The organism is Deinococcus sp. KSM4-11, from assembly GCF_004801415.1.
Classification (GTDB): domain Bacteria; phylum Deinococcota; class Deinococci; order Deinococcales; family Deinococcaceae; genus Deinococcus.
Genome location: NZ_SSNX01000001.1, coordinates 205,768 through 218,219, shown reverse-complemented (window position 1 = coordinate 218,219; position 12,452 = coordinate 205,768). Strand labels below are relative to the sequence as shown.

At 70.1% G+C, this 12,452-nt stretch carries 9 protein-coding genes and 2 tRNA genes; 4 read left to right on the top strand and 7 right to left on the bottom strand.

The genetic code is table 11. The features are described 5' to 3' along the window. Positions 1-26: 26 nt before the first annotated feature. Genes E7T09_RS01115 through E7T09_RS01105 form a run of 3 tightly spaced genes read right to left on the bottom strand, consistent with a single transcriptional unit; the run spans position 27 to position 3,003 of the window. Positions 27-779 carry an RNA methyltransferase gene (locus tag E7T09_RS01115; RefSeq protein ID WP_136387303.1) on the bottom strand — a complete coding sequence of 251 codons (753 nt, stop codon included), beginning with the start codon at positions 777-779 and terminating at the stop codon, positions 27-29. Between the two features lie 30 nt (positions 780-809). Beyond that, positions 810-1,652, bottom strand: a complete 843-nt coding sequence (locus E7T09_RS01110; RefSeq protein WP_240741555.1) for a hypothetical protein — start codon at positions 1,650-1,652, stop codon at positions 810-812. Next, the gene (locus tag E7T09_RS01105; RefSeq protein WP_136387302.1) at positions 1,645-3,003 is read right to left on the bottom strand and encodes a glycogen synthase; all 1,359 of its coding nucleotides are present in this window, start codon (positions 3,001-3,003) and stop codon (positions 1,645-1,647) included. The genes E7T09_RS01110 and E7T09_RS01105 overlap by 8 nt, the downstream gene beginning before the upstream one ends. Positions 3,004-3,111: 108 nt before the next feature. Here E7T09_RS01105 and E7T09_RS01100 point away from each other — a divergent pair. Together E7T09_RS01100 and E7T09_RS01095 are read left to right on the top strand one after the other, a co-directional pair. Further along, a tRNA-Ile gene (locus E7T09_RS01100) sits at positions 3,112-3,187 on the top strand. A gap of 21 nt (positions 3,188-3,208) precedes the next feature. After that, a tRNA-Val gene (locus E7T09_RS01095) sits at positions 3,209-3,283 on the top strand. Between the two features lie 389 nt (positions 3,284-3,672). Here E7T09_RS01095 and E7T09_RS01085 read toward each other — a convergent pair. Together E7T09_RS01085 and E7T09_RS22165 are read right to left on the bottom strand one after the other, a co-directional pair. Beyond that, on the bottom strand, positions 3,673-8,520 hold the full coding sequence (locus E7T09_RS01085) for a DUF4132 domain-containing protein (RefSeq protein WP_136387300.1): 4,848 nt from the start codon (positions 8,518-8,520) through the stop codon (positions 3,673-3,675). 2 nt (positions 8,521-8,522) lie between these two features. After that, positions 8,523-8,927: a hypothetical protein gene (locus tag E7T09_RS22165; protein ID WP_240741554.1), complete on the bottom strand. Its 405-nt coding sequence runs from the start codon at positions 8,925-8,927 to the stop codon at positions 8,523-8,525. 470 nt (positions 8,928-9,397) lie between these two features. Between E7T09_RS22165 and E7T09_RS01075 the strand changes: the two genes are divergently transcribed. Together E7T09_RS01075 and E7T09_RS01070 are read left to right on the top strand one after the other, a co-directional pair. Next, positions 9,398-10,030, top strand: coding sequence for an RNA ligase family protein (locus tag E7T09_RS01075; protein WP_136387299.1), 633 nt, complete (start codon positions 9,398-9,400; stop codon positions 10,028-10,030). After that, positions 10,027-11,304, top strand: a complete 1,278-nt coding sequence (locus tag E7T09_RS01070; protein WP_136387298.1) for an AAA family ATPase — start codon at positions 10,027-10,029, stop codon at positions 11,302-11,304. The genes E7T09_RS01075 and E7T09_RS01070 overlap by 4 nt, the downstream gene beginning before the upstream one ends. A 1-nt stretch (position 11,305) precedes the next feature. Here E7T09_RS01070 and E7T09_RS01065 read toward each other — a convergent pair whose 3' ends face one another. Together E7T09_RS01065 and E7T09_RS01060 are read right to left on the bottom strand one after the other, a co-directional pair. Further along, positions 11,306-11,506, bottom strand: a complete 201-nt coding sequence (locus E7T09_RS01065) for a hypothetical protein (RefSeq protein WP_136387297.1) — start codon at positions 11,504-11,506, stop codon at positions 11,306-11,308. Further along, positions 11,503-12,447 carry a type IIL restriction-modification enzyme MmeI gene (locus E7T09_RS01060; protein ID WP_370293755.1) on the bottom strand — a complete coding sequence of 315 codons (945 nt, stop codon included), beginning with the start codon at positions 12,445-12,447 and terminating at the stop codon, positions 11,503-11,505. The genes E7T09_RS01065 and E7T09_RS01060 overlap by 4 nt, the downstream gene beginning before the upstream one ends. Between the last annotated feature and the right edge of the window lie 5 nt (positions 12,448-12,452).

The window sequence follows — 12,452 nt, the reverse complement described above, 5'->3', positions numbered from 1 at the left end:
ACGCTTCCTGGCCGGGCGCCCGGTCTTCAGCCGTCCGAGGGCGGTTCCGCCTGCCCGGCCTGCAGCGCGTCCCGACCACGCCGGGCGGCGTCCTGCACCTTCCAGTGCACCTGCCGCAGGAACCCCCGGTAGAGCCGGGACTCGGCCGAACTCATCAGGGCGCGGTCCAGCAGCGCCCGCCACAGCCGCAGCGTATGCCGGGCACGCACCGCGTCGGTGTAGCCGATGAGTTCCATGGTCTCGCGCAGGTGGCCGTACACGGCCTCCATCTCCTCACGGGTGGCGGTCTTGCGCTCGCTGGCACTGATATCCTCGCCGCCCTGAAGGAACTCGTAGCACACCAGCAGCACGGCCTGCGCGAGGTTCAGGCTGGCGTAATCGCCGGTGGGAATCCGCACGGTGACCTGACACTGCTCCAGGTCGGAGTTGATCAGCCCGGTCTCCTCCGGCCCGAACACCAGGGCGGGCGCGGCGGCGGCGCGTACCAGGGGGCGCAGCGTGGCCGGATGGCGACCCGGCGGCAGGTCCGCGCGCACGCGGGCGCTGGTGCCCACGCTCAGGTCGCGGTCGGCCAGCGCCTCGCGCAGCGTGGGGTACACGCGGGCCGAGCGCAGCAGATCGGCGGCGTGCACGGCCATCGCCACGCTCTGCGGGTCGAGGTAATCGCAGCGCGGCGCGACCAGGCGCAGGTCGGCGGCCCCCATGTTCAGCATGGCGCGCGCCGCCGAACCGATGTTGCCGGGAGTTTTGGGAGACACGAGCACGACGGCGAGGTTCACGGGCCGGATGCTACCGCGCCGCGCTCCCGCCTACCCCAGGGCGAGGATCGGCGTTTCGTCCACCACGCTCAGCCCCAGCCCGAGGTCGTGCGCGAGTTCGGCAGGCGTGTCGCCCCAGGAATCCACACTCACGCGCGTGATGCCCTGGTGGCGCAGGCGGCCGTTCACGGCGTTCAGCAGCGCGGCGCGCAGGCCCGTGTGCCGCCACGCCGGGTGGACGCCGGGCGAGTCCATCCGGCCCGTGTTTCCTTCCAGCGCCACGCGGCAGATCCCGATGCCCTGCCCCTGCCCATCCAGGGCGATGGCGCTCAGGTGCGAGTCGAAGCCGCCCACACCATCCCGCGCCGCTTCCGGAGCCACGGCATGGTGCCCGATCCGGTCCTCGTAGGTGCCCAGGGCCTGAAGGCGCACGCCCGCGTCCGGCACGTCCGCGAGCACGCGCACGGTCACGCCGTCCGGAACGTCCGCGTGGCGGTAGGGCACGCGGCCCTCCAGGCGGCGGTACGCCCCCACCTCGCGGAAGCCGGCGGCCAGGAGTTCCACCGGCGGGAACAGCGTGCCGTCCGCGAAGGCATACACGCGCCCCACCGCCTCGTGCGCGGACTCGGTGACCGCCAGGGCCGCGGGAACCTGCGCGGCACCCGCGAAGGCCCCACCCAGCAGTTCCGCACCATGCCGGGGGCTGGGCCGCGCTCCCACCGCCGCGAGTAGAACCTCCGTTTCATCCAGCACGATCCAGCCCGCCGTGCAGGCCATTGCCATCCAGGCCATGTCCTCCTCGGCCGCGCCGTACAGGGCGGCCAGGCCGGGCAGCAGCGCGTCTGGCGTGACGGCCCGCACGGTCAGGCCCGCAGGGAGCCCCGCTTCAGGCACGCGTCAGCCGCTCGTACAGCTCCAGGTACTGGCCAGCCGGGCCGGACCAGCTGAAGTCGAGCTGCATGGCCCGCTCGATCCGCGCTCCCCACGCGTCCGGGCGGCCATACTCCGCGAGGGCCTCGCCACACGCCGCCGCCAGGGCCTCGGCCGTCGCTCCGGCGAAGCGGAAGCCGATGTCCTCGGGCACCGTGTCCACCAAACCGCCCGTCTCGCGCACCACGGGCAGCGTGCCGTAGCGCATGGAGATCATCTGCGACAGCCCGCACGGCTCGAAACGGCTGGGCATCGCGAAGGCGTCCGCCCCGGCGTAAATGCGGTGGGCGAGCGGCTCGTTCAGGCCCTGCTTGAACACCACCCGCGCGTGCTGCGACCAGCCGAGGAGCGCGCCCGTCAGCAGCGGATCGCCGCCGCCCAGCACGACCACGTTCCAGTCCTGCACGAGTTCCGGCAGCGCCTCCACCAGCAGGTCGATGCCCTTCTGATCCGCCAGCCGGCTCACGGTCGCGAGGATGGGCGCGCCATCCAGGTCGAACTCGGCCCTCAGGGCCTCCGTGGCCGCCCCCTTGCCCGCCCTGTCTGAGAAAGCCGGGATGTCCGGATCGGTGCGCGGATTCCAGCGCTCCTGATCGAGGCCGTTGATGATCCCGCTCACGCGCCCCTCGCGGGTCAGGCGAACCAGCAGGCCCTCCAGCCCTTCCCCGTACTGCGGGGTGGTGATCTCCAGGGCATAGGTCGGACTCACGGTCGTCACGTGGTCGGCAAAGCTCAGCCCGCCCTTCATCAGGCTGATGTCCCCATGGAATTCCAGCGCGTCCGGCCCCAGCGTCCAGCCCGGCAGACCCGTCCAGTGGGACGCCTCCGCCAGGTTCCAGCGGCCCTGGTATTGCAGGTTGTGCACCGAGAACACCGTGCGGATACCCGCCAGATGCGCGTACGCCACCACCAGCCCCGCCTGCCAGTCATGCCCGTGCACCACGTCCGGCACCACGCCCAGCACGGCCAGAGCGGGCAGCACCGCCCGCCCGAACAGGGAGTACCGCCACACGTCATCGTCGTGGTACAGGCCCGGCCGCTCGAACACGCCCATGCCGATAAACACGTACCGCACTCCACCCTCGACAATCTCCCCCAGCCGCACGACCGGATTCCCCAACGCGCCGGACACCTCCGGCATCCGCCCCTCCCACACCGGCGCCGGCGTGCCCGCCAGTCCCGCGTACCACGGGGACACGACCGTCACCTGCGCCCCCAGGCGCGCCTGCTCGGCCGGCAGGGCCCCCAGCACATCGCCAAGGCCGCCGGACCTCGAGTAGGGAAAGACCTCCGAGCCCACGTGTACAACTTGCATACCCGCACTCTACCTGCCTGCCCCCCACCCAGCGAGAACACGTTTGACAAGGCGGGCACCCAGTGGGTACACTTCCCCTCGCCTTGAAGGCGGGCACCTCGGCAGTCCGGGCTCTTAGCTCAACGGTCAGAGCAGTCGGCTCATAACCGATTGGTTGCCGGTTCAAATCCGGCAGGGCCCACCACACCATTCAGGCAGCACGGCCGGGCGGTTAGCTCAGTGGTAGAGCATTCGCTTCACACGCGAGAGGTCGTAGGTTCAAGTCCTATACCGCCCACCAACAGAAACCTCGACTCAGTCGAGGTTTTTTCTTTGCGTTGTCACCGTAGGGACAAGCGCTTTGACCGACAGTTGACCGACAAGCACTCAAAAAGCAATGGTTTATACACGGCGGTGGATAGCGCGGCACGGCCCTTACCCACTGTCGGATGTCCTCAGAGCAGCTGCAGCAAGCGCGCGCGCAGCGACTCACGGCCACACACGGCCGCGTACTCGCATGCGTCCCAGCGCCCAGCGGCGATCCGCGCTGGAAGTGCATCCAGCGGGCTGCAGTCGGCGCGGCCGAGTGGGTGCGGCAGGGCGGCGGACGGACGTGGCCTGTGGCGGCGTACCGGGCACAGGTAGGGCTACCGACTTTAGGGTGAGCATCGGGGATGGCGGGCCAACCCCTCACCGCAGCTGTTCCAGAATCGTCGGATCCTGAATCCGGCGGTCTTCGGCCAGGAGCAGCACCTTGCTGATCACCTCGGCCGTGCGCGGATCCGGGTCGGCGAAGGGCAAGAAGAGGCGGCCCTGTTGCTGGTTGTGCACGGGGATGATGCACAGGAACCCGCCGGGCTGCCGGTGAACCGTGCCACTGCCCAGGTGGACGGTGTAACGGGCGTGGTGGCCGTCGATCAGGGCGTGGTCGTTCATCACACGGACGTTGTCGAGGGTCAGCAGGCGCAGGGTCTCGCGCAGCAGGGCCGCGCGCATCTCGACGGTGCTCTGGCTGGCCTCGGGATCGACGCCGCCGACGTGGGCCACGGACACGACCAGATCGAGGTCACGCAGGGTCTCGCTGTACACGCGGGGCGGCACCTGCGACAGCGGCATGGCCTCCTGCCCGTCGCGCGGCACGAAGTACGCGGCGGTCAGGGGGGTACCCTCGACCTCGTTGGGAGTGCCGTAGCCCAGGCTGGTGTCGATCCAGACGTTGATGCCCTCGGCGTGCCAGGTCTTGCGCACCCCCTCCTCGGGAACGGCGACCCAGCCACGGGTCTTGAGCAGGGCGGCGGCCTTCGCGGGCTGGACGTGGTGGCCGTCGAAGCGGGTACTGCGGCGGGCCTCCAGTTCGGCGGCGGTGGGCGGGTAGTACTCGCGGAAGACCTGCTTGAACGGCTGCGCGAGGCCACGATCCATGACCTGCGCCTGGAACGCCGTCCAGTGCCCGCCCATGAACAGGTCGTGCGGGTGTGCGAGCCGCAGGGCATGATCCCCGATGGGCTGGGGGCCGTCTGGCGTGTGCAGCGTGTCGCCGTCCCACCAGCCGGCGTGCGCCTCGTTCACGATCCACACCAGGCCGCGCAGCATGGGCGCGATGACCGGGTGCAAGGCCAGATCGCGCAGTTCCTGCGGCTGGAGGTGGTCGCCCCGGATCATCGCCTCTTCCAGGGCGGCACGCATGCGCTTGCGGGCGGCGTTCAGCTCGGTCACGCTGTCGCGCAGGGCGACGACCTCCGGCACCTTCTTCAGGGCGGGCGGCAGGGTCTTGAGGATCTTCTCGCCGCGCCGGATGGTCACGCTGGCCTCGCCGCCGGGGGTCAGGGCGATGCCCAGGGTCACGCCATCCACCGTGACGGTCTGCGTCCAGTCGGGCGCGGTGCGGGCCTCCATGGCCCACACGAGGCGCTGCGGGTCGGTATAGCCGGCCGTGCGGGCCAGGTTCTGAAGGCCGATGTCGGCGGCGAGGCGCTCGCTGGCCTGCCGCTGCGCCCCGAACTGCCGGGCCTCGCGCCGGAAGTCGCTGAGCACGCGGTAGCGCTCTTCCAGTTCCTTCAGGGCCTTCGCCTTTGCGCGGGCCAGCGGCAACAGCCCCAGCGAGCGGACGGCGTCCTGGGTGCGTTTCTCGCGGATGCGGGCGCGAAGGTCGGTCTCGTCCAGCTCACCCAGGATGGCGCGGGCGTACAGTTCGGCGCGTTTGTGACCGCCGCTGCTGCTCGCGTACTTGGCGGCGTCCAGCAGGGCGGCGAAGCGCTCTTTGCCCAGTGCTTTATACGTGCGGTGGAACCACGCGACATCGACCGCGCCCTCGGTAAGGTCAGTGGCGCTCAGGGGCGTGCGCTCGCTGATCTCGGCCTCCCACGCCTCGCGGACGTCGGCGGGCACACTCCAGTTGCTGTCGCGGGTGTGGGCGTGCAGCCAGTACACACCGTCGTGCAGGCCGGGCCAGCCCAGCGCACCGGCCACCAGCGTGGCCCACTGCGGCGCGAACATCGCCAGATCCAGCAGGCGTGAATCCGGGATCTTCAGCGCCTGGGCCTGGGCGCGCAGGCTCGCAGCCGTGTCGGCGGGCTGCGGGAACGACACGCGGATCAGGTGGCTGAAGGTCACGTCGCGGCCCTCGCTGCTCCCCTGGTAGCCGCGTTTCAGGGGATTTTTCCCCAGACCCGCCAGCAGGCGCAGGGTCAGCGCCGCGCCGTGGACGCCCTGGAGGGCCAGCGCCGGCCGGGTAGCGGGGGTCTCCAGATCGCCGCGCCCCAGTTCGACCTCCAGCACGCGGTCACGGACGGCCTTCACGGCGGCCAGCCAGTCCGGGTGGGTGGGCAACTCGGCCTTCACGGCGCGGCGGGTGTAGGTGCCCAGGTCATCGAAATCGTTGCCGTAATAGTGTCCCTGCCGTTCCGGGCGTGCCCCGATCAGCTGGTCGTACAGGTCGTCGCGGGTCGCCCAGCCGTGCGCATAGGCGTGCAGTAGCAGGGCAGTGTTAGGCCGCTGACGGGGCAGCTTCGGAAAGGCCGTGCCCTGGGACAGGCTCAGATTCCACAGGCGCTGCATCTGCTGTGGCGCCCACGTCGTCCACGCGCCAGAGGGGCGCAGCGGCGACAGCAGGTCGCGGGGATCCTGGGTGCGCCACGCGTACTGCGGATCGATGTGGAGCTCGACGTCATGCGGCAGGTATGACAGCGCGGTTTCCCACGCGTCCAGCGCCATATCTGTATCGGTGGGCGTGGCGTGCTCGCCGTGCAGGAAGCTGACCACGGCCTGCACCAGATCGGCATGCTCCAGCCGCAGGGCGACCAGCGGCCCCAGCGTGCGGTGCAGCGTCTGCCGGCGCAGGGTCTGGAGGATCTGCGCAGACGTCACGGCCGACTGGTGCTCGGCCTGATCGTCGGCACCTTCCAGCACTTCGAGATCGTCCTGATCGAGTCCCAGGATCTCCAGCAGTTCCGCATCCAGTTCGCCGGCCGTGGTGTCCGTCCGCGCCACGAAATGCGACAGTGTCCAGCGCATGCGGGTCAGGTCGCCGTCCTGGGCGTCCGGACGGACCTGCCACCAGCCCTGCCACAGCTCGAGCAGCGGCATGGGCCGGTGGTCGCGGGGCCGCAGGTTCCAGCCGTCCAGGTTGCCCAGCAGGATGGTCTGCTGCCCGTCCCAGCCCACGCCGATCAGGGGCGTTTCCCGGTGGGCGACGATCACGGCGTCCAGGGAACGCAGCAGCGCTGCGCCGCGCTGCAGGTCGGCCGGATAGTCGCGCTCCTGCACGGTCGGCGGCGTGGGCCGCGTGAGGCCGGCCGGGTCGAACAGGCCCAGGCCGTCGCGCAGCGTGACCTGTGAGCCGGGGTCGGTCAGGCGGGCCAGCAGCGTCTGCTCGGTGACGTTCTTCGGGGTGAAGCCCTGGGGGGCGGGGCGGCCGGTCTCCAGCAGCAGTTGCAGGCCCGCCTGCCGCTGCTCGGCGTTCGTGGTGCCCAGCAGCGCCGTGGCGCTGGTCTGCGCGATCTCCGGGTCGGCGGCCAGCAGTCGGATCAGGCCCCGGCGCAGGTCGCCGCTCTTGCGCTTGAGCAGAGTGTGCACCACGGCGACCTCGTCCGGGTGGGGCGTGAAGTGGGCCATGACGGTCACGGCCTCCTGCGACACGCTGCTGTTGCGATCCTGGAGCAGCGTGAGCAGCAGGGTTCGGGTGGGCGCGTCCAGCAGGTGCGACTTCGCATGTTCGCCCAGCTGACGCAGCAGCACGCTCTTGCCATAACTGCTCATCCCGCCCAGGTGCGGGGCCAGCGCCGAGAAGGGCCGCTCGCCACGCAGGATGGGCAGGGTGTCGAGCGCGTCACTGCGGGCGGGAACGTGCCCCAGCCACGGGAACAGCAGCGGGTCGTGCCGCGGGGCGTCTGGCAGGCGCAGGGCGTAAGTTTCGTACTCCTCGAAGGTGAACAGGGGGCTGCCGGTTCCCCAGCGGTTTACCGCCGTTCCGGCCAGCGCGCCGAGGCGCAGGTCGGCGTCCCGCAGCAGCGTGCGGCGATCCTCGTCCGTCAGGAGGTCGGCCGCGATCAGGTACTGGGCGGCGCCCATGCGGTGGGCCGCGTCCGGGTCGGTCAGCAGGGGGCGGGCCAGATCGGCGGCCTGCACGGCGGCGCGCATGCCCAGCACGAACAGGGCGAGGTAGGCGTCCACCGCCGGGCCGGAGGTCACGGCCGTGCGGGCGGCGTCTTCATCCTCCAGGTACGTCAGGGCCTGGGTCAGCAGCGCCCGCACGATCTTCACGTCGGTCACGTCGTAGTTCAGGCCGAACCACACGCACGCGGCCCGCAGCGTGGCGGCGAAGCGCAGCAGATCTTCCTTCAGGATCACGCGCAGCGTCCGCGTGAAGGCGTCCACGCTGGCCTCGTCCACCGCTTCCAGGATCACCTGCCGCAGTCCTTCCTGGCGCTGGGCGGCGAGCAGCAGGCCCTCGGCCAGGGCCCAGGCGTCCTCGCGGGTGCTCGACAGCAGGGCGGCGGGCACGTGGCGGCCCATGCGGGCGACCGGGTGCTGCGTGCCGGCGGTGTCGCGCAGGATCTGGAAGACCTCCTCGTGGCCGTCGCTGATCGCCTGCGCCAGCAGCAGGCCCAGGCCCTGCGCCTGCCACGCGTTCAGCAGGCCCGCGTGCACCGCGAACCACTCGATGGGCTGCGGGTACTCGCGGGTCACGTGCCACGTCTGCCACAGCCACGCCTGCGCGTGCGCTGCCGCCAGCCTATGGCCGGGGGCGCGGAAGGCGCGGCGGGCGTAGCCCTGCGGATAGGGGTGCCGGGTCAGCAGGGCGTCCAGCGTGCCGGCGGCCACATCCGGGAAGTGCGGGAAGAACACGGCGGCGATGGCGTAGCGGGCGGCGGCGTCGCTGGTATGGAGGAGATCAGTGAACGCCTGATCCGCTGCGGAGAGTCCGTTCAGCTTGTCTCGAATGATCGTGACGATGCCCGGCGGCAGGGTGCCCAGCCGCGTCTCGAAGTCGGCCTTCCACGGCTGCTCATACGAGCGCAACAGTTCCTGAACGTCCATGGTCAGCCCCCGGCCAGCGCGGTCAGGCGCACGATCAGCAGGGTGCTGTCGGGGCGCAGGGCCACGGGCGCGTCGAGATCGGAGACCTGCCGGTCGTCGATGAACACGTAGTACAGCCCATCTCCGAAGGCGGTCAGGGCGGTTCGGGTGGCGTCGTCGGCATTCACAGCCACGCCGCGTTCCTGCGGGGCCACCGCCACGCGGCCCCCGGCCACGGCGTCCTGCAACTCGCGCTCGGTCATGATGCGTAGCACGCCCACGCTGGCCTGCCGCTCGTGGTACGCGGCGACCTCGTGGTGAACCAGATGCGTCAGCAGTCCACGCAGCGTGTGCGGCCCGTCCGGCAGGTCGATGGGGCGGCGTTCGAACGGAGTGCGGCGGCCGATGAGCTTGGTTTCGACGATCATGCAGGAACCTCGTGTGGGTAGGATGGTGGGGCGCTTCACCTTTCAGCTTAACTGGAAGAATGAGATATGTAAATAGCGTAATTCGAGACTGGATTTTGCTGGTGGGTTGGTGGCCTGGCTTGACGCCGGAGATCGGCGGAGGTGGTGAAAGTCTCCTGTGCCCGTCTCTGGCACAGGGTGCTCATCTTGACGCTCGTGAACGCGGCGAGGCCACCTGACGCTGGTGGCCCGGTTCAGCAGCGCGGTCACGATGCTGAGCGCTAGGGTGGAGGTGCGTGGCATGGTCACTTCGCATGAAGGCCCACGAGACCGGGGAAAGTCAATCCCCTACCGCGTGGGCCTTCGAGGTCATCACGCTTCTTGCCCGCCTGGAAACTCTTGATCTGGAGTCCGTTGGCGTCGAGGTTCATGCGCTATCTGGCGCATGTGCGCCGCCCCCTGCGAGCCATACCATCGCTTCGAGGCCCACCATGGAACGCCACTACAAGTACCCCCGCACCTCCCACCTGCCGTGGTCGCCGGGCCTCACCTCCGACGACCAGGTGCTGGGCAGCGCGGATCAGTTCCACGGCCGCGAGGTCGTCATCACCGAGAAGCTCGACGGCGAGTCCACCTCGGTCTACCCGAAACATGTCCACGCCCGCTCGCTCGACCCCCGACCCCATCCCTCACGCGACTTGATGAAGGCCCTGCAGGCCGAGCTCGGCTACCGCATCCCCGAGGGCTGGCGGCTGTGCGGCGAGTACCTCTATGCCCGACATTCCATTGCCTACGACGACCTCGAGGGCTACTTTTACCTCTTTTCCGTGTGGGACGAGCACAACCGTGCCCTGTCCTGGGACGAGACCCGAATGTGGGCCGAGGAGCTCGCCCTGCCCACGCCGCGCGAGCTGTACCGCGGCCCCTGGGACGAGGCCTTGACCCGCGCCCTCGAGATCAACTTCGACACCACCGAGGGCTACGTCGTGCGGGTCACCGACAGCTTCGCCTACGAGGACTTTGGCACATCGCTCGCCAAGTACGTGCGGCGCGGGCACGTGCAGACCGATCAGCACTGGATGCACGGGGAGGTCGTTCCCAACCGGCTGAGGACGCGGCCATGATCACGACCACCCCCCTGCATCCGGCACTCGCGGCGCTGAAGGCCGGCGCCACCCCGGACGCGGCACAGCTCATCGTCGCGCTCGGCGCCGCGCTGCCCCTGCTGCCCCGGCTGGCCGGCACGCCCCAAGAGCCCGAGTGGCACGGCGAGGGCGACGTGGCCGTCCACACCGCGCTGGTGCTCCGGGAAGCCGACACACTGGCCGCGAAACACGGCCTCTCCCCGGAGCGCCGCCTCATCCTGCTGCTCGGCGCGCTGCTCCATGACGTGGGCAAGGTTCTCACCACCCGAGAAGAGCAGGATGATCACGGCCAGACGCGGATCGTCTCGCCCCGCCACGCCGAGCGGGGACGGTCGGAGCTCGCGTACCGGCTGAGCGCGCTCGGCCTCGACTGGCCGACGACTTGGGGCGTCCTGGGCCTGGTGGGCCACCATCACCAGCTCACCCGCACGGTGGAGAACGGCAGCGCCGCCGCGTACTGGCGCCTCGCGCGGCAGGTCGACCTTGAACTGCTCACGCTGCTCGAGCGAGCGGACCTGCGGGGCCGGATCACGGCGGATCAGCAGGAGAAGCTCGAGTGGGTGGAACTGTTTGCCCTCGGTGCGCAGGAGCATGGGGTCTACGGAGACGCGCCCTATGCCGGCTGGGCCGAGCACATTGCCGGGCACGTCCCGGGCACGGATAATCTCCGTGACCTCACGCTGGGCCGTGGCATCCAGGCGTTCGAGGAGGGCCTGATCACCACGCCGGATGAGGCTGTCGCCCGCAGCCACCCGGCCCGGGCCGGCTTCCCCGAGCTGGTGGTGACGGTGGCGCCGAGCGGCAGTGGGAAGAGCACCTTCGTGCGGGAACACCTGCCGGAGCACGAGATCATCTCGCTCGACGCGCTGCGACTGGAACTCGGCGGGGACGCGGGCAGCCAGAAGCTCAACGGGCAGGTAATGCAGCTCGCCCGGGAGCGCCTGAAGGAGGCCCTGCGCCGGCATCGGAAGGTGGTGTGGGACGCGACGTCGCTGCGCAAGGACTTCCGCCGGGCGGTGCTGGGTCTCGGCCACGATTACGGCGCGTTGACCACGCTGCTGGTGTGGACGACGCCCGAACATGTCGCCCAGCGGCGCAACGCCGCCAGAACACGCTCAGTGCCGGCCGCGGCCATCGCAGCGCAGTACGACAGTGCCGAGTTCCCACACCTCACCGAGGCGCACCGCACACGCTGGCTCGATGCTGAGGGGAGCGCGCTCGGCGAGGTGGGCTTCGGCGATCTGGGAGGGTAGATCAGCCAGCGGCGCGCGCCAAGTTCAGCGCCAGCAGCCGCGCCAGAACCTCGTCGTCGGCCAGCGGCCACTCCCAGCCGTAGGCCGCGGCCACAGCCTGGTCGAGGCGAGCGTGGGCGGTCACCAGCGACGCGACAGGATGCGTCGCGTTCGGCGTCACGCGCAGCCGCTCGACGTCGTTGTAAACCCCGGTCAGGGTCACCTTCCGCGCTTGCTGCGCGTCACGTCGTCCAGCGAGTTCTCGAAGAGCGTCTCGAAGATCTCGGGCTCTACCTGCGCCCAGTCGAGCGTCACCGCCTGTAACAGCGCCCGCGCGTCCCCCTCGGTGATCGGCAGCGCCGCGCCATCGTCGAACAGCCCTCCGTTGAAGTGCCGGACATCCTCGCCCCAGAAGTCCCCGCCGCCCTGCATGGCCGCGAACAGCTCCTGGAAGTTACTTTCGCTGCGATCTGGGGGCAGCTGAGCGCGTTTGAGGACTCGCGTCATCAGGCCACGTGGCAGCAGGCCAACGTCCTCGGCGAACACGGCGAAGACCTCGCGCATCAGGAAGTGCGCCGCGCGGGTCTGGTCGACGCCGCGCGCGGTCAATGCCTGCGCGACCTGGCCCACCTGGGCGGTGGCGTCCTGCGTGACGCGCTCGCGCAGCTGGCGGGGATCGAGCAGCCCTGGGTCGCGGAACAGGGCACGCAGGGCGCTCAGGGCCGTCAGGTCGCCGCCGACGGGGGCGTCGCGCTCGATGTCGTCCAGGGTCAGGGCGATGGTACGCGGGGACGACCCAGTGAAGTTGGTGTGGATCTCGATGCGGTTGAGGTCGCACACGACGAGCAGGGGCGGGTTGCCGAGCTCGGACGCGTAGAGCAGGGCCTGCTGCCACGCCTTGCCGAGGCTCTTGCCCTGGGCCTTGTACTCGACGATGAAGTGCCCCCGCTTAAACACATCGGCGAAGCCGGTCTCGCCAGTACCGACCTTCTTCACGTGGCGCTCGAACGCGTAGTCGTCGCCGAGGCCGGCCTGGGTGGGCGTGGGCTCGCCGAGCAGGGCACACAGGTCGCGCCAGTGGTCCTGGTAGCCGGCGCGCTCGCTCAGGCGGCCGGCCTCGATACGCCACTTCTCGGCGAATTCATGGGGTGCAGTGGTACGCAGGATAG